20 protein-coding genes and 1 tRNA gene are annotated in these 21,371 nt (G+C 61.0%); 9 read left to right on the forward strand and 12 right to left on the reverse strand.

From position 1 onward, the window contains the following. Positions 1–76: 76 nt before the first annotated feature. Positions 77–1,705 (reverse strand): DNA alkylation response protein, encoded by a 1,629-nt coding sequence (locus AC1DXM_RS08360; RefSeq protein ID WP_477232632.1) that lies wholly within the window; start codon positions 1,703–1,705, stop codon positions 77–79. A gap of 158 nt (positions 1,706–1,863) precedes the next feature. Between AC1DXM_RS08360 and AC1DXM_RS08365 the strand changes: the two genes are divergently transcribed. The 4 genes from AC1DXM_RS08365 to dprA are packed head-to-tail and all read left to right on the forward strand — an operon-like array spanning position 1,864 to position 5,907. Then, positions 1,864–2,829 carry an aspartate carbamoyltransferase catalytic subunit gene (locus AC1DXM_RS08365; RefSeq protein WP_112561605.1) on the forward strand — a complete coding sequence of 322 codons (966 nt, stop codon included), beginning with the start codon at positions 1,864–1,866 and terminating at the stop codon, positions 2,827–2,829. Further along, a complete protein-coding gene (locus AC1DXM_RS08370) occupies positions 2,826–4,112 on the forward strand; it encodes a dihydroorotase (RefSeq protein WP_477232633.1) in 1,287 nt (428 codons plus the stop codon). Before AC1DXM_RS08365 ends, AC1DXM_RS08370 begins: the two co-directional genes overlap by 4 nt. A 56-nt stretch (positions 4,113–4,168) precedes the next feature. Beyond that, positions 4,169–4,774, forward strand: a complete 606-nt coding sequence (plsY, locus tag AC1DXM_RS08375; RefSeq protein WP_477232634.1) for a glycerol-3-phosphate 1-O-acyltransferase PlsY — start codon at positions 4,169–4,171, stop codon at positions 4,772–4,774. Next, positions 4,771–5,907 (forward strand): DNA-processing protein DprA, encoded by a 1,137-nt coding sequence (gene dprA, locus AC1DXM_RS08380; protein WP_477232635.1) that lies wholly within the window; start codon positions 4,771–4,773, stop codon positions 5,905–5,907. Before plsY ends, dprA begins: the two co-directional genes overlap by 4 nt. Positions 5,908–5,910: 3 nt before the next feature. Here dprA and AC1DXM_RS08385 read toward each other — a convergent pair whose 3' ends face one another. After that, on the reverse strand, positions 5,911–7,053 hold the full coding sequence (locus AC1DXM_RS08385) for a hypothetical protein (RefSeq protein WP_477232636.1): 1,143 nt from the start codon (positions 7,051–7,053) through the stop codon (positions 5,911–5,913). 1,371 nt (positions 7,054–8,424) lie between these two features. Between AC1DXM_RS08385 and AC1DXM_RS08390 the strand changes: the two genes are divergently transcribed. The 3 genes from AC1DXM_RS08390 (at position 8,425) to AC1DXM_RS08400 (ending at position 11,462) form a co-directional block, all read left to right on the forward strand. Further along, on the forward strand, positions 8,425–8,844 hold the full coding sequence (locus AC1DXM_RS08390; RefSeq protein ID WP_477232637.1) for a hypothetical protein: 420 nt from the start codon (positions 8,425–8,427) through the stop codon (positions 8,842–8,844). 89 nt (positions 8,845–8,933) lie between these two features. Next, on the forward strand, positions 8,934–10,727 hold the full coding sequence (locus AC1DXM_RS08395) for a hypothetical protein (RefSeq protein ID WP_477232638.1): 1,794 nt from the start codon (positions 8,934–8,936) through the stop codon (positions 10,725–10,727). Positions 10,728–10,769: 42 nt separating this feature from the next. After that, the gene (locus AC1DXM_RS08400) at positions 10,770–11,462 is read left to right on the forward strand and encodes a hypothetical protein (RefSeq protein WP_477232639.1); all 693 of its coding nucleotides are present in this window, start codon (positions 10,770–10,772) and stop codon (positions 11,460–11,462) included. Between the two features lie 313 nt (positions 11,463–11,775). On the opposite strand, the gene AC1DXM_RS08405 is transcribed toward AC1DXM_RS08400, so the two are convergent. Beyond that, the gene (locus AC1DXM_RS08405; RefSeq protein ID WP_477232640.1) at positions 11,776–12,750 is read right to left on the reverse strand and encodes a phosphatase PAP2 family protein; all 975 of its coding nucleotides are present in this window, start codon (positions 12,748–12,750) and stop codon (positions 11,776–11,778) included. Between the two features lie 130 nt (positions 12,751–12,880). Here AC1DXM_RS08405 and AC1DXM_RS08410 point away from each other — a divergent pair, with 130 nt between their 5' ends. Next, positions 12,881–13,417: a hypothetical protein gene (locus tag AC1DXM_RS08410; RefSeq protein WP_477232641.1), complete on the forward strand. Its 537-nt coding sequence runs from the start codon at positions 12,881–12,883 to the stop codon at positions 13,415–13,417. A gap of 216 nt (positions 13,418–13,633) precedes the next feature. Here AC1DXM_RS08410 and AC1DXM_RS08415 read toward each other — a convergent pair whose 3' ends face one another. From AC1DXM_RS08415 to AC1DXM_RS08440, 6 genes are all read right to left on the reverse strand, one after another. Next, complete coding sequence (locus AC1DXM_RS08415) at positions 13,634–13,924, reverse strand: hypothetical protein (protein ID WP_477232642.1); 291 nt, start codon at positions 13,922–13,924, stop codon at positions 13,634–13,636. An 82-nt stretch (positions 13,925–14,006) separates the two neighbouring features. Then, positions 14,007–14,456: a hypothetical protein gene (locus AC1DXM_RS08420; RefSeq protein ID WP_477232643.1), complete on the reverse strand. Its 450-nt coding sequence runs from the start codon at positions 14,454–14,456 to the stop codon at positions 14,007–14,009. 91 nt (positions 14,457–14,547) lie between these two features. After that, positions 14,548–14,826, reverse strand: coding sequence for a hypothetical protein (locus AC1DXM_RS08425; RefSeq protein WP_477232644.1), 279 nt, complete (start codon positions 14,824–14,826; stop codon positions 14,548–14,550). 3 nt (positions 14,827–14,829) lie between these two features. Next, positions 14,830–14,994 carry a hypothetical protein gene (locus tag AC1DXM_RS08430; protein WP_477232645.1) on the reverse strand — a complete coding sequence of 55 codons (165 nt, stop codon included), beginning with the start codon at positions 14,992–14,994 and terminating at the stop codon, positions 14,830–14,832. Between the two features lie 798 nt (positions 14,995–15,792). Then, on the reverse strand, positions 15,793–16,167 hold the full coding sequence (locus AC1DXM_RS08435) for a DUF2934 domain-containing protein (protein ID WP_477232948.1): 375 nt from the start codon (positions 16,165–16,167) through the stop codon (positions 15,793–15,795). Positions 16,168–16,550: 383 nt separating this feature from the next. Then, a tRNA-Lys gene (locus AC1DXM_RS08440) sits at positions 16,551–16,626 on the reverse strand. A gap of 328 nt (positions 16,627–16,954) precedes the next feature. Between AC1DXM_RS08440 and AC1DXM_RS08445 the strand changes: the two genes are divergently transcribed. Continuing rightward, positions 16,955–17,428 (forward strand): BA14K family protein, encoded by a 474-nt coding sequence (locus AC1DXM_RS08445; protein ID WP_477232646.1) that lies wholly within the window; start codon positions 16,955–16,957, stop codon positions 17,426–17,428. Positions 17,429–17,528: 100 nt separating this feature from the next. Here the strand turns inward: AC1DXM_RS08445 and AC1DXM_RS08450 are convergent, their stop codons facing one another. From AC1DXM_RS08450 to AC1DXM_RS08460, 3 genes are all read right to left on the reverse strand, one after another. Continuing rightward, positions 17,529–18,008, reverse strand: coding sequence for a DUF6882 domain-containing protein (locus AC1DXM_RS08450; protein WP_477232647.1), 480 nt, complete (start codon positions 18,006–18,008; stop codon positions 17,529–17,531). Between the two features lie 44 nt (positions 18,009–18,052). Continuing rightward, positions 18,053–19,546 (reverse strand): glycerol kinase GlpK, encoded by a 1,494-nt coding sequence (glpK, locus tag AC1DXM_RS08455; RefSeq protein ID WP_477232648.1) that lies wholly within the window; start codon positions 19,544–19,546, stop codon positions 18,053–18,055. Between the two features lie 89 nt (positions 19,547–19,635). Further along, positions 19,636–21,363, reverse strand: coding sequence for an ABC transporter substrate-binding protein (locus tag AC1DXM_RS08460; RefSeq protein ID WP_477232649.1), 1,728 nt, complete (start codon positions 21,361–21,363; stop codon positions 19,636–19,638). Positions 21,364–21,371: the final 8 nt, after the last annotated feature.

Below are 21,371 nucleotides of genomic sequence, written 5' to 3' on the forward strand. Positions count from 1 at the left end.
ATGGAAACCATTTGTTAAGGTTAACGTCCATCCACAGGCCGCGGTAAATTCGCGGTGATAGGCTGTGCAGCCGGCCTCAGTTGACCGGCGGATAGAGCGTGTCGATGATCATGCGCGCGTCATGGCGTGAATCGAGCATGCCGTAGGTGTTGCGCCACTGGCCGGCGAGACGCGTCTCGACGAAGGCATCGGCAATCCGCCCTGCCCCCAGCCGGCGCAATTCGGCCGCCGCCGCCGACAGCGCCAGCTGTTCGGTGAGCAGGCGGGCCGACCCCTCATCCGTGCCGGCGACCTGCATGGCCGCCTTCAACACGCCGATGGTGCCGCGCCCGCCGGCGCCGAGATCGCGATCGATGCCGGCCAGCACCTCCTCGAACAGGCCGGGCGCGCGGCCAAGCACGCGCAGCACGTCGAGCGCCATGACATTGCCGGAGCCCTCCCAGATCGCGTTGACCGGGGCTTCGCGATAGTAGCGGGCGAGCGGCGCTTCCTCGACATAGCCATTGCCGCCGAGGCATTCCATCGCCTCGTAGAGCAGCGGCGGCGCGATCTTGCAGACCCAGTATTTGACCACCGGCGTCATGGCGCGGGCAAAGGCCGCCTCGCCGCGGTCGCTGGCCGCCTCGTCGAAAGAACGCGCCAGCCGGAACGAGAGCGCTGTCGCGGCGGCAACATCGAGCGCCATGTCGGCCAGCACACGCTGCATCAGCGGCTGTTCGATCAGCGTCGAGCCGAACACCTGTCGGTGGCGGGTGTGATGGACGGCTTCGGCCAAGCCGGCGCGCATGATCGCCGACGAGGCGACGGCGCAGTCGAGCCGGGTCAAGGTGACCATGTCCATGATCGTCTTCACGCCGGCGCCGGGCTCGCCGACCATCTCGCCGATGGCATTGACGAACTCCACTTCCGAGGAGGCGTTGGAGCGATTGCCGAGCTTGTCCTTCAGCCGCTGGAAGCGGAAGCCGTTGCCGGAACCGTCGCCGAGGATGCGCGGGACGAGAAAGCAGGAAAGCCCTTCCGGCGCCTGTCCAAGCACGAGAAAAGCGTCCGACATGGGCGCCGACATGAACCATTTGTGGCCGGTGAGGCGATAAAAGCCGCTGCCGGCGCGTTCGGCTCGTGTGGTGTTGGCGCGCACGTCGGTGCCGCCCTGCTTTTCGGTCATGCCCATGCCGAGCGTCAGCCCGGTCTTTTCGACCGGCGGCTTCTGGCTCTGGTCGTATTTGCGCGTCGTCACGCGCGGCGCCCATTCGCGAAACAGCTTTGGGCTGGCCATCAACGCGGCGAGCGAAGCGCTGGTCATGGTGATGGGGCACAGATGCCCGGTCTCGAGCTCGGCGGTCAGATAGAAACGCGCGGCGCGCACCTGATGGCGGCGGCCGATTTCGTTGTCGCCGTTTTCCCAGATCGAGGAATGCAGGCCGCCGGCGACCGAACGGCGCATCAGCGCATGATAGGCCGGATGGAACTCGACCTGGTCGATGCGCCGGCCCTGGCGGTCATGGGTGCGGAGCTTTGGTGTCTCGACATTGGCAAGACGCGCCAGCTCTTGCGCTTCCTGCGTCAGGACGAAGCGGCCAAGCCCGTCGAGATCCTTGCGCACTGGATCGGAAAAGCGCTCGGCGAGCTGGATCAGCAACGGATCGCCCCGCCAGGCGTTGCCGCCCGTCAGCGGCGGCGGCTGGTTGGTCACGTCGTCGGTCACGCACTGTCCTTATGTTACGAAGGCTTCGAATCCGAAGCCATCGGCTAGATATAGCCCAAGCTTGCCGGAGCGCGCGACGAAAATACCGGGGAGAAAGGCCGCAATCCCAAGCTGGCGCTTGCGGCAAGGAATTCTCCCCCCTATAGCAGCGCCTTGAGATGACCGACGCTTCGTCCCTGCCGCTCTACCCCCACCGCCATCTTCTGGGCATCCGCGATCTTTCCCCCGCCGATATCGAGCTTCTGCTCGACCGGGCCGATCGCGCCGTCGCCATTTCGCGGCAATCCGAGAAAAAGACCTCGACGCTGCGCGGCCGTACCCAGATCAACCTCTTTTACGAAGCCTCGACCCGCACGCAATCGTCGTTCGAGCTGGCCGGCAAACGGCTTGGCGCCGACGTCATGAACATGTCGGTGGCAAGTTCTTCGGTGAAGAAGGGCGAAACGCTGATCGACACGGCGATGACGCTGAACGCCATGCGCCCTGACATCCTCATCATCCGCCACCAGTCGGCGGGCGCCGCCGCGCTTCTGGCACAGAAAGTCGGCTGCTCGGTGGTCAATGCGGGCGACGGCGCACATGAGCACCCGACGCAGGCGCTGCTCGATGCGCTGACCATCCGCCGCGCCAAGGGGCAGCTGTCGAAGCTGATCGTGGCGATCTGCGGCGACATCCTGCATTCGCGCGTGGCGCGCTCCAACATCATGCTCTTGAACGCGCTCGGCGCGCAGGTGCGGGTCGTCGCGCCGTCCACGCTGTTGCCGTCCGGCATCGAGAAAATGGGTGTCATCGTCTCGCGCTCGATGGCTGAAGGGCTGAAAGGCGCCGACGTGGTGATGATGCTGCGCCTGCAGCGTGAGCGCATGGAAGGCGCCTTCGTGCCGTCGGTGCGCGAATATTTCCGCTATTTCGGCCTCGATGCGGAAAAGCTGAAGGCGGCCAAGGATGGCGCACTGGTCATGCATCCCGGACCGATGAACCGCGGCGTCGAGATCGCGTCCGAAATCGCTGACGGCCCGCAAAGTGTCATCCAGGAACAGGTCGAAATGGGTGTCGCCGTGCGCATGGCGGTGATGGAAGCGCTGCTTGATCCCCGCCGCAACGCAGAGGGCCGTGGCGCATGAGCACGACGGTCTTTGAGCGCGCCCGGATCGTCGACCCGTCGCGGGGCATCGATGAAGTCGGCACCGTCATCGTCGAGGGCCGCAAGATCGTTGCCGCCGGGAAAGCCGCCCTGAACCAGGGGGTGCCAGCGGGAGCCACCGTCGTCGACTGCGCCGGCAAGACGATTATCCCCGGCCTGATCGATGCGCGCGTCTTCATCGGCGAGCCCGGTGGCGAACACCGCGAGACGATTGCATCGGCAAGCGTTGCGGCGGCGGCCGGCGGCGTCACCTCCGTCGTCATGATGCCCGACACCGACCCGGTGATCGACAATGTCGCGCTGGTCGAATTCGTGCTGCGCACCGCCAGGGACACCGCAATCGTCAATATCTTCCCGGCTGCGGCGATCACCAAGGGCCTTGCCGGTCGCGAAATGACCGAGTTCGGCCTGCTGCGCGAGGCCGGCGCGGTTGCCTTCACCGACGGCCGCCACACCATACCCAGCGCGCTGGTGATGCGCCGGGCGCTCACCTATGCCCGCGACTTCGGCGGCGTCATCGCGCATGAGACGCAGGATGGCGATCTCGCCTCGGCAGGCGTGATGAATGAAGGCCTCTATGCCAGCTGGCTCGGCCTAGCCGGCATTCCACGCGAGGCCGAGTCCATCCCGCTGGAGCGCGACCTGGCGCTGGCGCGGTTGACACGCGGCGCCTACCACGCGGCAAAGATCTCGACGGAAATGGCTGCGCAGGCCGTGAGGCGGGCGAAAGCCGACCATGCCAATGTCACGGCAGGCGTCGCGATCCACAATCTGTCACTCAACGAGAACGATGTCGGGGAATACCGCACCTTCTTCAGGCTGACGCCGCCGCTGCGCGCCGAGGAGGACCGGCTGGCGATGATCGAAGCGGTCAAGGACGGTACGATCGACATCATCGTCTCCTCGCACGACCCGCAGGATGTCGACACCAAGCGCCTGCCCTTCGCCGATGCCGCTGCCGGCGCGATCGGGCTGGAGACGCTGCTGGGCGCGGCACTGCGGCTCTACCACAATGGCGATGTGCAGTTGCTCAGGCTGGTCGAGACGCTGTCCACGGCACCGGCCAAACTGTTTGGCCTGCCGGGCGGCACGCTGAAGCCGGGCGCTCCGGCTGATCTTGCAGTCGTCGATCTGGAAGAACCCTGGATCGTCAGCGAAAGCGGTATCCGCTCGCGCTCGAAAAACACCTGTTTCGAAGGTGCGCGGCTGCAAGGCATGGTCTTGCAAACACTCGTGGCGGGCCGCACAGTGTTTTCAGCCTAGAGTGATCGCGGCCCATCGCACGTCGATTTGCTGCCAGGGAAATGCGGGGGGAAACAATGAGTTACAACGTCATCCTGGCATTGCTGTTCGGCTATCTCCTCGGCTCGATTCCCTTTGGCCTGCTGATTACCCGCGCCGCCGGCCTCGGCGATGTCCGCAAGATCGGTTCCGGCAATATCGGCGCCACCAATGTGCTGCGCACCGGCAACAAGGGCCTGGCCGCCGCGACGCTGGTGCTCGACGCGCTGAAGGGCACGGCGGCGGTTATGATCGCGCGCCATTACGGGCACGACTTCGGACCGTGGGCCGGCCTTGGACTCTGGGCAGGCCTTGGTGCCTTCCTTGGCCATCTGTTTCCGGTCTGGCTTGGCTTCAAGGGCGGCAAGGGCGTGGCGACCTATCTCGGCGTGCTGATCGCGCTCGGCTGGCATGTGGCGTTGATCTTCATCGTCGTCTGGCTGGTGATGGCTTTCGTCTTCCGCTACTCGTCGCTGGCGGCGCTGACGGCAGCGGTCATCGTGCCGATTGCGCTGTATTTCCTGAGCACGCCTGAGGTCGCCGGGCTGTTCGTGGTGATGAGCCTGATCGTCATTGTAAAACACCGCGCCAACATTTCGCGCCTGCTTGCCGGCACTGAAGGCAAGATCGGAGCCAAGGGGTGAGCAAGCCTGCCGCCGGGCCGCGCCTCAGCGACCGGCAGCGGCTGAGCTGGCTGCGGCTGATCCGCACGCAAAATGTCGGCCCGGCCTCGTTTCGCGAATTGATCAACCGCTTCGGCTCGGCCGAGGCTGCGCTTGAGATACTGCCCGAGCTGATGATTTCGGGTGGCGCCAGAAAGATCGTTCGCATTCCCTCCATCGCCGAGGCGGAAGCAGAACTGGAAGCAGCCAGCGGGAACGGCGCCCGCTTCGTCGGCATCGGCGAGGCCGACTACCCGCCGATGCTGAAAAACATGGACAACCCGCCGCCGCTGATCGCCATGAAGGGCGAAGCCGCGGTGTTCCGGCTGCCGGCGGTCGCCATTGTCGGCGCCCGTAACGCGTCGCTCGCCGGCATCAAGATGGCGCGCATGCTGGCGGCGGATCTGGGCCGCGACGGCTACGCCATCGTCTCCGGCCTGGCGCGCGGCATCGACACGGCGGCCCACCAAGGCAGTCTCTCGACAGGCACGATTGGGGTGCTGGCCGGCGGGCTCGATGTCCCCTACCCGCCCGAAAATATCGGCCTATGCAACGACATCGCCGAACGTGGCGGCGCCGTCATTTCGGAGATGCCGTTCGGCTGGCAGCCGCGGGCGCAGGATTTTCCGCGCCGCAACCGGCTCGTCGCGGGCGCGGCGCTCGGGCTGGTGGTGATCGAAGCGGCGCAACGCTCCGGCTCGCTGATCAGCGCGCGCCTGGCCGGCGAAATGGGCCGGCTGGTCTTTGCCGTGCCGGGTTCACCGCTCGATCCGCGCTGCGCCGGCTCAAACGGCCTGCTCAAGGACGGCGCCACTCTGGTCACCGAGGCATCCGATGTTTCCGGTGCGATCGCGCCCTTGGCCGGCACGCGGCCGCCCAGGGCGGCGTCCTCGGAAAAGGCGCCCGACTTTTCGGCAACGCCGCCGCCCGGCGAAGACGAGCGCAGCGGCGTGCTCGAAGTGCTCGGACCAACGCCGGTGGCGGTGGACGAGATCATCCGCCACACCGGCCTTAATGCCGCGCAGGTGTCGATGGTGCTTTTGGAACTCGACCTCGCCGGCCGCATCGAGCGCCACGCCGGCGGCAACGTCTCGCTGGTGTTCGGCGGCTCCTGACGGCTAGCGGAACAGATACCGCGACACCTCCGGATTGCCACGGCGCCACATCACATTGTCCAGAAAATAATGATGCACGTTGATGAAGATCAGCACGATGAAGAAGAACAGCGATGATCCCAGGACTTGCCTGTCATAGGGGATCAAAGCCGTCAGCGCAGACGGGATCAGCCAGAAACCGAGATAGCCAAGGGCGGTGCCGCCGACGATAAAGCCGAGAAGCCGAAACCTGTAGAGGGGGCCGAGAAAGGACAGGACCTTCGGCTGCGGATCGCTTTCGGCATCGGAGCTGTCACGCTCGACATTGGTCTGGTAGCGCCAAACCACGGCGAGATACTGCAGCGAGTGGAGCGCAGGCACGATCAGCAGCCAGAGCGGGTTTATTCTGGCAATCAGGATCCAGAGATAGAGCGACGCGACATAGGCCACCAGCCCGTTATAGGGCAGACCGCCGCCGTTCTTTCGCCAGCGATTGACCAACATCAAAAGTGTGGCCGCGGTCGACGCAACGGCCGCCAGCAGGGCAATATCGGCAATCCAGGAAGGGGCGGCGAATGTGTAATAGTCCAGGCCGTAATATTTGCCCTGGGTAACCGCCGTATTCGTCTGTAGCCACGCGAGGATCCACACGGCGTAGGAGTTGACCAGCAACACCTTCTTGTCGCGGTCGTCGAAGAATTTACGCTTGAGCACCGCATCCACCATCAGCATGCCGTAGCCCTGCTTGACGTAGTGCCAGCCGACGAAAAAGAACATGGCGTTGGTTGCGTAGCCGAGCAGCCGCGTGTTCGCCGCCGCTGCGCCATAGGCAAAGAACCCGGTCATGGCCAGAGGCACGACAATGCCCGCAAAGATGTAGCGGAGTTGCAGGCTCCGGTCGTAGCCGTTGCCGGATACCTTGCGCCCGAAATTGCGATAGAAAAGCTGGTAGGAGTGGGCGAAGTGGGGATAGTTCACGAGATAGGCCACGAAAACCATCGTTGCGGCTACCGGACCCTCATACTCGAGCGGAACGAGAAACAGCACCGGCAGGATGAGAAAAGCGCTGCCGCCCAGCATGAGGAAATCGGCGACCGGGCCGAAGAGATATTTCTGAGGTGTCGCCGCCTTAGGAGCTACAGCATCCGCCGAAAGCTGAAGTGCCATGTTCGAACCCTCCCCTGGGAAGGTCCAGTTTAGCCAGCGGCGCGTGTGGCGACAAGGTTGGAGCTGCGCTCTGGGCCGATGCAGGCGCGAGGTTCGTCTTGTCATTTTGCGAGTAGAAATGGCGAGCGTGAGGGAGGTTCGAACCCATGACCTGCTGAATAAAAGTCAGGGCCTCAACACCAAAACGAATGCAAGCACTACGACTTCGACGCCGCGAGCGGCAAGGCGATCACTCGCCTGCCATGGGCCAATGCCGACGACGAGATCCGGGAGCCAAAGGCAGAGCTCAGGTGGCTCGCAGCAGACGGGAAGGACGCTGCGACACATTCAGGCGGGTTGAAGGTATCCGACCGAATGCTCGCGCATCCTCAACACCAGCAGGCGCGTGGCTGCGAATGGCGCCATAGCGATAAACGCCATCGTGACACTGACGAAAACCGACAGAAGACAGATCCCGTCGGGGACGGAGCAAACTGTTTCCATGAACTACCCCTTTCCACCGTTATCCTGCGGCCTCCTCCGCCCGTCTGCAAGCATGCTCCCGCTTCAAGAGAAATACAAGCATGCGCTAATGGATGCAGACTGGAGGGGCGTAATTGCCCGAGGTCTGCCACTGGCCGTGAGGCACAGCAGCAGGCTGAGATGCAAAAGCGCTGTCTGCAGGCCACAGCAAGTTGCCAGGAGTCGCGCAGGCCTCACGCGGTGCGAACCGCGGCCAGCGGTAGCGCGCTCTGGCAGGCCACAGGAAACCAAATCAAAACTCAATCGTTGAACTGGGGTATGGCGCCAATCGGGAGTGCGCATGAACCCTCGTGAGAACTCTGTTTCTCCGTTTGAGGAGGAACAAGACCAGGCCCGACTCGCGAAGAACGCACGCCTGCGAGAGCTTCGATCTCATGCGTCTTGGTTGGCTTTCGATCCTCATGCCCAGTTTCATGATGAGATAGATCTCTCAGTCATTTTCGAGGAGAGGCCGTTGCACAACCGCTTTTAGAGCGGGCCAAGTCCCACGGACTTCAGTCGTAATTGAGTAAATTCTAATCTGCCTATAACTTAGGCAGTGCGGGGGACCCCGAAATCCAAGCCCGCAATGGCCGGTGCGCCTCGCTTGCCCAAGCAACCCCCCGCACCGGCCATTTCTACTTTCTGGGACCCTATGGCTGACGAGAAGACGTAGGGAAAGTGCGAGGCCACCGCTCCCTGAAAATATGCTGTGATTGGAGTAGATGAGAGCCGCATTCCCCCACCTGCGGCCTTGACTGTCCCGCCAATGGGGCGTTGGCCAAGCCGTCCCTAAAAAGGGGGACTTTTTCATTTTCCAGCGCCAAGGCTCACGCGGCCCGCTAGTCCTCAACAACGATAACCGCGACGATGGCCAAATCGATCTGGAGAAGTGCTGGTGATACTCACCTAACGGCTCGTCTCAAGCGATTTTGGGAGGGCCTTTTTGGAGAGGAGCCCGTGCGCTATATCTTCATGGACGAGGCAGGGACGTCCGCTAAAGAACCAGTGACCGTGGTGGTTGGGATTATCGCTAGTGCCGATGATCACGTGTTGTCGGCTGAGGCGCTCGCCCATGAAATGCTGGGTGCTGTTCCGGTGGGGCTAAGGCCTGGTTTCAAATTCCATGCGACACAGATTTACGGGGATAAGAATTATCAAGACGCAGGCTGGTCCTTAACCGACCGACTAGAGCTCTTGTTCAATATGATGAGCGTGCCCAAACGGATTGGGATGGCAATTTCGTTGGCGGCGCAATGGCGCGGCGCTGTGGACTTTTCAGGGGCATAGCCGTGCTCTCACTTCAAACAACTCAATCAACTTCCGCGGTGAGAATCTTCTGCCGGGCGTGGCCTTCTTGAACGGAGCTGGTTCGTAGCATGAGTACGCGCAGTCTGGGGAGTTACGGTGGCTGGGGTACACCGACATCGGCACCAACCGTCCCGCAAGTGCCAGAGGTGCAGACCACACTGCCGACGTCGGCATATGGCCAGACGATCCCTGTTGTGTGGGGCAAGTGCCGTCTTCCCGCCGCCTACATTTGGGTGCCGCCAATCCTGACTGTCACGTCAACCCATGTTGAGTACTGGGACACGATCACGTCGACCACGGCCAAGATGTCGGCTCGCCTGCGCTTCGCGCGACCGCTCGTTCCGGACTCGACCTGGACGATGCGCAAGCTCTATGCCAACGGCAAGGCTATTTACGACGCGACATCTGGCTATCGCGCAAAGGGCTTGAAATTCCGCGCTTATGACGGCCGCAGCACGCAGCTACGCGACCCCACAATGGTGAGGGAAGAGGGGGAAACGAACGTCTCCGCCCACAGGGGTTACCTCGATATCGTGGTCACGGATTTCGACATCGCCGGGCTTGGCGCCCCACCAGTTTTTGAAGCCGAGTGGATTCAGGACGGAGCAGCAACGCACGATTACGATGCGTTCACAACCTTTAGCGGTTCGATCGCGTTCGGGCAGATAGTTCCTGTGTGGGACCAGGGGAAGCTTTATGGCTTCGACAACGCGGATGCCTATCTCTATTCGATTTTCACCGCTCGCCAGTATTTTAGCCTAGACCTCCCCGCCGACGCCCTGAACTACTACGCTCTGTTTCGCTACAGCCGGACGCTTGATCGCCTGATTTACCTGGGCAGTTTCACTGGTTTCGGCGCATGGAAGGCCGTTCTCCTCGATGGCTCGACGGGTGCGGCGGTCGATACGGTCAACGACGTTGTGTCATCGTCTGGCATTGGGGGCGATCCCGGTTGCCTGATCGATTTCTCCTCATCCGCGATACTGGTTGGCGTCAGTTCTGATGTCGGCCTGTTTTCGGTGCACATGACCAGTGCGGCCGTGACCCTGGCGTATTCGTCTGCCGAAGGCTGGGGCGGCTATACCTCTGTCCAGTGCGTGACGCCAGGCGAGAACCGGGGCGGCGAGGTCGACGTCTGGCTTTGTGCCGATGCCGATCTGGTGAAGGTGACATTCACGTCTAGCGGCACCGTGAAGGGCACCAGCGTCCTGGCGACCCTTCCGGATAATCTCAGATATGCCGTTTACGATGATGACGGCGACCTCGTCGTTTGGACTGATGCCGCCACGGTCAGCCGCATCAATGGCTCGACGGGCGCGGTCGAATTTACGAAGACCGTGCCATATCAGATTCAACTCATCGGGCTCCGCGATCTTTGCGCGCCCGACCTCCAGCGGCTGACCGAGGATTTCTATTTCGCGATCGGCGGTACGAGCTATCTCACCGACCTAAAGACCGGTGTCACTCGCTCATTAACTGGCGCCAACGCCACCGTCACAGGGTTTGCCTATGACGGCGAAACCGAAACCGCGGTTGTCGTTATTTCCGGTCAGCCTCGCCGCCTTCGCATTATTGCTGGTGACGGAACACAGAGGCAACTGTCTGACTTTCTTGTTGCTCTTATGGAGGCTGGTGGCTTCGATAGCTCCGAAGTCGACACGATCAATATCGATGACATTATCGATGGTGCAGTCGTGGATGTAACGGCTGGCGTTCGTGAAATTGCTCGCTCTGTTTGCGAGCCGTATTCAATCGCCATGTTTGAGCGGTCGGGGCAAATCATCTTCAAGCGAGCCTTCACCGATGGAGCGTTTGTTATTGATGCGACCATTTCGTCAGCCGGAGACGTCGTTGATAAATAGAAACCCCGGCGCTGACTTGCCCCGGAAAGGAAAACCCACGCCATGATGATACTCAACCCATTTATCTTTACGCCACCAGCGCCGCCGATGGTATACAGCTTCGAGGGCTATACGCTCGATAACTCCAACCTCACCACATACACCTTCACAGCCAAGAACATAGGTGCGGCTGGCGCGGGCCGCGTCATTGCCTTGGCGATTCAGACGCGCCCCTCAGGCATCGGGACACCCAGGACCATTTCGAGCGTCACGGCCAACGGCAACGCCATGACGGCGGGGCCTACTCTTACCAGCGGGTCCAATGGTGGGGCCACCATCGGCATTTACTATCTCACGATAACGACGGGGACTACCGCTGACTTCGTCGTAACCTTCAACGCTGGCACCCAGAATTGCGCGATTGCGACCTACCGCCTGTTCCCCGTCAGCAGCACGCCAGTCGATACTGCCACGGCGGGAGGCACCACGCCTCAAACTCTGGCCGACTTGGAGGTGAAGACGTCGGGCCTGGCCCTGATCATGGTCGACACTGGACGAACAGCATTCCCCCAACTCGACTCGTACTCTTGGAGCGGTGTGGACACGCCCGTCCGTGACCTGACAGACCAGATAAACGACCAGAACGGGTGCTTGAACCTCTTCTCAATCGCGACGACGGAAAACGACACCACCCGAGATTTCACGGCAGCGGCTTCCGGCGACACCGTGTTTATCGCGGGTATCTCATTCCAGTGAGATCAGCCGGCGATTTGCCATCCATGCGCGCCAGCGAACTTGGCTGAAGCGCGACCCGGCCGCGGTTGGACACGATGGCCGGTCCCTACCGATCAATGCTGATGAATCGAGAGCAGCCATTTACCGCATACCTTGGCGTAGTGAATGTCCCTGTTCCGGTGAAGTAATGATACACGTGCCGTTCAGTTGCTTTCTCTTTGCGGTAGAGAATGCCGCTCGACGTCGCGAGTCAGCGCGCCAACGACCGCGGTGATAGAGATCGCAATCGCCAACAGGGTCAACGCGCAAATCTCGATCGCTCTATGTGACCCGCCTAGCGCTTGACGTTGACCCAGATAGGTCTCTGGCTCTGTATCGCTTGCGTTGCCCAGACCGCCCAGCACGAAACGGCGCCGATCGCCGCGCCTGCGATAACGTCGATGAGATGGTGGCCGCCCTCGGGCAAGGTCGAAACGAGCATTACAGCGTTGAGGACGCCAACCGGCCAGGCGAAGAGCGGTTTGTTCCGAAGCGCGTATGTGACGATAATGCCGAGTGCAGTGTGGTAGGAGGGAAAGGTCACAAGACCTACAGCCCGCGTAACCAGAAGGCTCATGGGCTCGCCGCCTCTGATTTTCATGAGCTCGTTCAGGTGACCGAATCCGGCATGCGTAAAGTTGGTGAAGTCAGCAACCGGTGGCTGGAAATAGGCATAGGCCCCAGCCGCAGGCACGAAGGTCATGCCGATCCCGGTCAGCGCCGATGACACGGCAAGCGTGGCCATGAACTCCGTCAGGCGCAGCCGGTCTACGAGGCCTAGCACGATAAACAGCAACGGGACCTGTGTTCCGAGAGCGTTGTAGGCAAAGACCAGAGACTTAGCCATCGCCGGATGGGCGTTTGTCAGAGCCAGAAACGAGAGCCACCCGAAACCCATCATTCCGTCGAGATGAGCGAGCGTCGCATCCATCAGCGGCTTATCTATAGCTGCTACCAAGTACATGAAATAGACAGAGGCGAAGCCGAGAGGAATGAATAAGGCGGCGTTGATGGTCATCCAGCGCAGGCTTTCCGCTGCATAACTGATCGCTCTGCCAGGTTTTGATTTATCGGAGATGAGGCGGCGCTCGATCGCCTTCATACCGAAGAACAGAACGCACAGTAGCGCCATGATCTTGGCTAACTCAATCCAGCTTTGCGGGTCGAGGGAGATCTTCGAGGTCTGTGACCACCATATATCGACCGCTGCAAAGCCGATGGTGATGACGGCGACCAGTGTGGACAGTCTGAATTCACTGCTTAGGTGCATGCAAATCCCCCCGGACGAGCGCGCAGACTATTGTCGACGGCCGCTGGAAAAGCAAGTTCAGCCGATTGAAAGCGTTAAGCCTCCCGCAAGAAATACCGCTTAAACTTGAGCGGGCCATAGAGGGGACGTCATGACGCGCAAGCCGATACTGCTCTTTGCCTTCCCGGCATTGATGCTCCTGCTGCTGGCGGCCGAGCGCACGGCTTCATTCCTTCTCGGGTCCTTTCCGGCTAGCCCGGCCATGTGGCGCATTTGGTTAGAGCTGCGCCCCTTCTCGACGATGTTCTGGCAACAGGTGGGCTTCTATCTCGGCGGGTCGATATTACTCGAGGCTCTCATCATCGCCGCCGCGGCGGTGGGCTGCTGGACGGCCTGCCGGATGAAGAGGTCCGGCGCCGGCTTCTTCCTCGCAAATCACGTCGCCTTGCTTTTCACTGCGAAAATGCTCTCCGCGAGCAGCAATGTGGAAACGGCGAGCACCATTGCCGATTTTAGGGTGTCGGACGGCTTGTGGCTTTCGCTGATGATCGACTTCACTTGGAAAAACAGCCTTGTCCTGGGCCTCGGCTTGGCGGCCTGCGCCTATTGCCATGTCGCCTTCCTGCGCGAGGCCAGGCAGCGCGCCGATGCCCGCTCTTACCGCATGCTGGCTTTGCGCGATTTCTAAGACCCAGCCTGGGCACGCATCCCTGTTAGAGGCTTCCCAAAGGGTGGCGAGCATCGCACTGGTCGACCAGAATGCGGGAAGGCGTAGGAAGGGATGGTCACGCTGATGCGATCGGGTGTCACCCGACCTCGCACAACGGCGGTGACGGCGACCTGGTCACCTACTTTGATATTACCCCGAGCCATGCCGATGATTCTGGTGCGGCCGGCGCCTTAGTCAAGAGGTTGCTAATGTATCAAACGGAGGGCGTGTGGCCACGTCTTCTGATGATGGCTCCTGCGGCCGCACCGGCCCTGTCATGTTCGGCTGGATGAACGGCGCTCTCTTGCCGGTGATGGTCTCGATCGACTTCAACAGCGGCCCGTGGACCTCGCGAAGCGCTTGGTAGTGCTCGCTGTGGTACGCCAGGAGGGGGCCGACGATGCTTTTGTGCAGCGCCTCTGCTGCCACGAGGGAGCGGTCAATCTCGTCCTGCGAAAGCTGTTTAGAAGGTTTGGTTCTGGCCATTGGCGATCTCCGTTGAAGGGGTTCGCAACGAGGATAATATTCCTACATGGCCGTGCGGATGGCAAGGGCGGGGATGAGATTTTTATTTTGTGCCGGCCAGGGCTGCTTGAGCAGTCGCCATGGATTTAGCGATAGTCGCGCGGCCGTCGGCATTGTTGGTAATATCCGTCTGTTGCTCGAATCCGCTGCCCGGATTGGTCACTATGAACAGCCGAGCGTTGACGCTCGTCGGGTTGTCGCCAAGGAAAGTCAGCATCACCCTAGCGTTGGGCACCCCATTGAACTTAGATCCAAAAAGCAGTTGTGCGCCGAAATTGTCGTTGACTGGGCGGTCCATCACCAACTGCAAGTCACTGTCTCTGACAATCTGATAGTTCCTTGGAAGAAACGCGGCGACGATTGCTTCCTTGGTTTTTGCTCGCGGGGCGTTGAAAGTGAAGTCGTTTGGCGCGAGGGGGCCACTTGGCGTGGTCTGGCAGGCTGTTACAATCAGGCACAATAAAGCACCTGCTACTATACGCTGTATTTTCATAGAATCCCCCGTGTCCCGCAGCATCCTGCTCACAGCTATTGATGGGAGTCCAGCGCAAGCGCAACGTTGGTGATCGTCCTCGGCTCGGGGATCATTTCGCCGACCGCTTACTTTTCTTGCGCGTCAGTTCCATGAGGCTCCGCAGTTGCTGATAGTGCGATGACGTATCCGCCCGTCGAGCAGCTCGCAGCGGTAGCGTCGGGGCCGGCCGTAGCGTGTCCTTGATGCCCTCGATATCGGCGTCGCTGAAGAGCAAGGCTCGGCCGGTGACCATGCACAGGCCATGGCGGCGAGCTATCTTGGCGACGCCACGGTTTGTCAGGCGGAGGTGGATTGCGGCTTCCGAGAGTGTGTAGACGCGTTCGGACATCACTCAGCCCGCCATGGCGCGGCCGACAGCAATCCCAATTCCAATCGCCAAGCCGGTAGCGAGCTTGCCGCCGAGTTCAAGGGCAAGGGCGCTGACTGTGCCGCGCCAATCCCTGCGTGGCAGCGCCAGCGCTTTTGAAAGTTCATCGAAGGTATGGTCGTGCTTCATAGACGCACCCTGTATCGCTCAGATGTGTATGGATTCCACAAAATAACGGTGGAGTCCATATGGACTCTTATAAGTACTCTTAGGCGTTTTCGCCTACCGGATATCGGCACTTCAAGGCGATTCCGCCTTGGCGCGAAGTTGTGTAAACGCCATGTTTCTTGTTCAAAAAATGTGAAAACGCCTAGTTGCTTGGGCGAAAACGCCTTATAGAGTAGATAGCGAAAATAAATATTGTATGGGTTCTTGCAAGCCGCCCGATTCTCGGCCATGCTTAAGGCAAGGGTAAGGGGTTTCCTACACATAATCGAACGGCAGCATGCCGAGTCATTGGCCGGGGTGGCATAGCTATGTCCAGGGCCGAAGCCTAAAGGCTTGCCGGCGATCCAAGGGTCGCCTCTCACCCCCGGCTGCCGGTGCGCTTTCCGGCGCTGGCCTGAGAGGCCTTACCTTGGAGTGATGGAAATGAACGCTCACGCTATTGTCGCCGAACCACCGCCTCCTGAGACTTGGCAATTCGAACTCGGTGCATGGATTACCCACAAAGACCAGCCTATGCCGTCGCTAGTTATGGGACGGGTTAGAACGACCAAAGGACGCGAGATTTACGGCGTACGCTCATTCATGCGGGTGGATCCATGTCGCGATAGAATGATCCTGGCGGAGAGCCTGGTCCCGATGTCAGACGATCATCCAGACTGGTCTGATTGCCTACTGGCCGAAACGCCGCTTGATCCGCGTGTCGCCGCCTGACCACCACCGCACCTCAATAACGACAAGACCCCGCTTCGGCGGGGTTTTCTATTTGCTGAAATTCGTTTGACCGGACGCCAAGCTCCGGGCCGCTTCCTCGATCGCCTCGCGATCGTTGCCTAGCCTATCAATTAGGTCTTGGGCTTGGTCGCCCGTAATGCCGGTACGCATTGCCAGCGCCTCCACCGTCAGGACGTCCGAACTGGCCTCAGCGCGCCGCGGCTTTCGCGTCTTGGCCGATAGCACCGTCGCTCCGACGGCGCTTGGTTCGGTAAATGCCTGTTCGGTTTCCAATCGATCCTCGCCATCGATTTCTGCCTCAGCCTGGTGCCAATGCTTCTCTGGGTCGCCATGCACTCCGCCTTCGCGCTCCCAAATTTCATATGCTCGTTGCTGAATTCTTTGGTGCCGATCGTCGCCCATGATGAATCCTCCCGTGATGGTTTTGCTCAACGCGGAGGGCGCCGAAATGATCCAGTACGGAATGATGATTTGGATGGATGAGGTGTGACGGCGAATTAGGGTTACGAGGCCCGGCATCGCTGTTGAGGGACAAACAAATGCTCCGCCGCCACACCGAGTAAACATTAATTAAAAGGGATGGTTCCGGGCTGCTTGAACGACTGTTCCGGGAATCGCCTCGCGCGGGCTTTTTGCTGTGGGGGGGGGCGTGCGCCATCTGTGCGCCAACGAATCCCGGCTAATCCCCGGAAACGCTGGGAAAAGCCCAGAAATGTTGGTAATTCTGGTAAACGACAATGGCGCATGAAATGTCGTCGGATTTAGCGCTAAGTGCTTGAAATCGTTGGTGAGCGCGTCGGGGTTCGAACCCGAGACCTACTGATTAAAAGTCAGTTGCTCTACCGGCTGAGCTACGCGCTCCCGCGGGCTCTAAAGGCCGCCCTCGAAATTGCGCGGAACATAGGGAGAGTGCCGCGACCGGTCAACCGGAAAAAGAAGGCTCTTTCACCGAGGTTTCTGCCATCGGCTTAGGCCCCGCAAATTGCCTTGGCAGGACGCCCGGTGAGCCGCTCCCGCAATGAGGTCGCCGCTTCAAAATCTGCGGGCGCGCGAGATGGGTCCTTTCTTCTCGGGTTGACCTGAGAAACATTGCAAATCAGCAACTTAATGTTCTGGCGGGGAACCTTCGCACCGCCGGGCCGTTCTCTCCCCACAAGGGACGTCAACCACCCTTTTTAAGGAGAAGATCGTGAACAAGATCGTATCGGGTATGCTGGCGGCCACATTGTCAGCCTCTTTCGCAGTATCCGCGGCCATGCCGGCCGGCGCCACGCAAATGATTGCGCCGCAGGCCCCGTCGGCTTCGTCCGATGTACAGGCGGTCGACTACAGGCCGTGGATGAAAAACCGCAACTTCAACGGCGACCGCAGCCGCAATTTCTCGCGCAGCAACAATGACGGCGCCTACTGGAACGGCCATCGCGGCTCGCGCCATTACCGCCACGGCTATCGCCGTCACGGCGATTTCTGGTTCCCGGCTGGTGCATTCATTGCCGGCGCGCTGATCACCGGCGCGATCGTCAACAACAACCAGAACCGCGTGTACCGGGGCGGCGATTCGCATGTGCAGTGGTGCTATGACCGCTACCGGTCGTATCGCGCGTCGGACAACACCTACCAGCCGAACTACGGTCCTCGGCGGCAGTGCAATTCGCCCTATTGATCCAAGGGTGAGTTCCAGTAGCTGACGAGTATGAGTAAAAACCCGCGCCGAGTCGGCGCGGGTTTTCTGTATGGCTTGTCACAGGGGACGGCGGTTCAGTTCAACTCGCCCAACCAATGCTCTTCAAGACCAGATAGAGACCACCGCCTTCTCCGCGTGGAGACCGGTAAGCTCCAAGAGCGTCGCAAATCCGAACCATGGTCGCGGACAATTCCCAACCGAGCACTTCCAGATTGTCTTGAGCATCCGTCACATAGGCCTGCGCCAGCTCGTCAATGCCGTTCTTCTCTCCGAACGATCTAACCAGCTTTGCGTCGACAAGCAGTTCTCTAGGCAGATTTGAGTTCGACCAGGCCCAAAGCCAGTTGCTGGCCTTCGCGCTGGTGCTACCTGCAATCTGGATTTCGGCGACAACTCTGACGATGTTCTGGTCTGAAAAGAGAAGCTTTCCGGTTGTCAGATCGTAGTCGTAGCGGGACCAGCTACCCAGGTGGAAGTCGCCCTCGAGCCGCTTGTTCTTCGCGTTCAGCTGGTCGATAGCCTCGTCGCGCCAAGCAGGATACCAATCTGGACTTCTCATGCTCCCTCGCTCAGCAAAGCCCAATCATTTCGCGGTCCGTCGATCTATTGCGCGCTTAGCGTCCTGCGCACCGCATCGCGCCAGCCCGCCAGTTTTGCCGAGCGCAGCGTCGCATCCATGTCCGGCTTGAAGCGGCGCTCGAGCGCCCAGCTCCTGGCAAAGTCCCTCGCCTTCGGCCACACACCCGCCTTCGAGCCGGCGAGCCATGCGGCGCCCAGCGCCGTCGTCTCCAGAATGGTCGGACGGTCGACCGGCGCGTCGAGGATGTCGGCCAGCCTCTGCATGGTCCAGTCGGAGGCCACCATGCCGCCATCGACGCGGAGCACGGTTTTCGCCGAAGCCCCTTTCCAGTCCTTACGCATGGCGTCGAGCAGGTCGCGCGTCTGGTAGGCGACGGATTCGAGTGCGGCGCGGGCAAACTCCGCCGGGCCTGAATTACGGGTCAGGCCGAAGATCGCGCCACGCGCCTCGGCGTCCCAGTGCGGCGCGCCCAGGCCGACGAAAGCCGGCACCAGATAGACATTCTGCGTGGGATCTGCCTCGGCAGCCAGCACGCCGCTGTGCTCGGCCTTGCCGATCACCTTGATGCCGTCGCGCAGCCATTGCACGGCCGCACCGGCGATGAAGATCGAGCCCTCCAGCGCATAGGTGGTCTTGCCGTTCAGCCGGTAGGCGATGGTGGTCAAAAGCCGGTTCTTCGAACGCACCAGATCGGCCCCGGTGTTGAGCAACGCGAAGCAGCCGGTGCCGTAAGTCGATTTCATCATGCCCGGCTCGAAACAGGCCTGGCCGATGGTCGCCGCGTGCTGGTCGCCCGCCACGCCGAGGATCTTTATCTCGGCGCCAAACAGGCTTTTCTCCGTCACGCCGTAGTCGTCGGCGCAATCCTTGACCTGCGGCAGCATCGCGACGGGGATGCGCAGGATGGCGAGCAGCTCGTCGTCCCAGACATTTTTCTCGATGTTATAGACCAGCGTGCGCGAGGCGTTGGTGGCGTCGGTTGCGTGAACCTTCCCGCCGGTCAGCCGCCAGATCAAAAAACTGTCGATGGTGCCGGCGAGCAATTCGCCCTTTTCGGCGCGTTTTCTCGCGCCCTTCACCTTGTCCAGCATCCAGGCGATCTTGGTGCCGGAGAAATAGGGATCGAGCAGCAGGCCGGTCTTTTTGGTGAACTTTTTCTCCAGCCCCTGCTTCTTCAGCTTCTGGCAGAGCGGCGCGGTGCGCCTGTCCTGCCAGACGATGGCATTGTGGATTGGCTTCCCGGTCGCCTTGTCCCAGATGACGACGGTTTCGCGCTGGTTGGTGATGCCGATCGCCGCCACATCGGACGCCTCGCGGCCGGCGGCCTTCAGCGCGCCTTTGACCGTGGCGACGACGGTTCCCCAGATGTCCTCCGGGTCGTGCTCGACCCAGCCGGAGGCCGGGTAATGCTGGGTGAATTCCTGCTGCTTGCTGCCGGCAACTTTCATCTCACCGTCGAACAGGATCCCCCTGGTCGATGTCGTGCCCTGGTCGATCGCAAGGATGTATCCGGTCATTAGTCCTCCCGGTAGCTCGCTTATACAAACAGGGGAGACGGCACGATGCCGCCTCCCCGTTCACTATGATCCTGGCGCGTACGCCAAGACTACTTCTGCCAGCTCTTCACCAGTTCGTCGTAGTTGATGGTGATCGGCTTTTCCTTCTCGTTCTCGATCTTCAGCTGAGGCGCGAGATTGCCCTTCTTGACCGCATCGGCGTTCCAGTAGGCGAGGTCATGCTCCTCGGCCATCTTCGGGCCGATATCGCCCTGGACGCCCGACTTCTCGATGCGGCTCATGACTTTTTCCTGCTCGGCGCAGAGCGAGTCCATGGCTTCCTGCGCCGTCTTGGCGCCGGACGAGGCATCGCCGATCGCCTGCCACCAGAGCTGTGCCAGCTTCGGATAGTCAGGCACGTTGGTGCCGGTCGGCGACCACTGGACGCGGGCCGGCGAGCGGTAGAACTCGATCAGGCCGCCGAGCTTCGGAGCACGTTCGGTGAAGCTCTTGTCGTGGATCGTGCTCTCGCGGATGAAGGTCAGGCCAACATGGCTCTTCTTCACGTCGACGGTCTTCGACGTCACGAACTGCGCGTAGAGCCAGGCGGCCTTGGCGCGGTCGGTCGGCGTCGACTTCATCAGCGTCCAGGAACCGACGTCCTGATAGCCGAGCTTCATGCCGTCCTTCCAGTAGACGCCGTGCGGCGACGGGGCCATGCGCCACTTCGGCGTGCCGTCGTCATTCATCACCGCCTTGGCGCCGGCGTCGACCATCGAAGCGGTGAAGGCGGTGTACCAGAAGATCTGCTGCGCAACCGCGCCCTGCGCCGGAACCGGGCCGGATTCGGAGAAGGTCATGCCCTGTGCCTCGGCCGGAGCATAGGCCTTCAGCCAGTCGAGGTACTTCTGGATCGAGTAGACGGCAGCCGGGCCATTGGTGTCGCCGCCGCGCGCCGTGCAGGAGCCGACAGGACGCGAATTCTCGTCGACCTTGATGCCCCATTCGTCGACCGGCAGACCGTTCGGGATGCCCTTGTCGCCATTGCCGGCCATCGACAGCCAGGCGTCGGTGAACCGCCAGCCGAGCGACGGGTCCTTCTTGCCGTAGTCCATGTGGCCATAGACCTTCTTGCCGTCGATCTCGCGGCCGGTGAAGAACTCAGCGATGTCTTCATAGGCCGACCAGTTGACGGGAACGCCGAGGTCGTAGCCGTACTTGGCCTTGAAGTCGGCCTTGTTCTTCTCGTCGTTGAACCAGTCGTAGCGGAACCAGTAGAGGTTGGCGAACTGCTGGTCGGGCAGCTGATAGAGCTTCTTGTCCGGCGCGGTGGTAAAGGAGGTGCCGATGAAATCCTTCAGGTCGAGGTTCGGGTTGGTGACATCCTTGCCGTCGCCCGCCATCCAGTCGGTCAAATTGCGAACCTGCTGGTAGCGCCAGTGCGTGCCGATCAGGTCGGAATCGTTGACCCAGGCGTCATAAAGGTTCTGACCTGTCTGCATCTGGGTCTGGATCTTCTCGACGACGTCGCCTTCCTGGATGGTGTCGTGCGTCACCTTGATGCCGGTGATCGCCGAAAAGGCCGGCGCCAGCACCTGCGATTCATAGGAATGGGTGGCGATGGTTTCGGAGACGACCTTGATGTCCATGCCGGCGAAAGGCTTCGCGGCATCGATGAACCACTGCATTTCGGCTTCCTGTCCGGCGCGATCAAGCGTCGACAGCGGGCCGATTTCCTTGTCCAGGAACGCCTTGGCCTCGTCCATTCCGGCATAGGCGTTGCCTGCCCCGAGCAACAGGACAAGCGCGGTCGTAGATGTTAAAAATTGCCGTCGCATAGGTTTCC

This window comes from Mesorhizobium sp. P3_A2 (genome assembly GCF_056403115.1).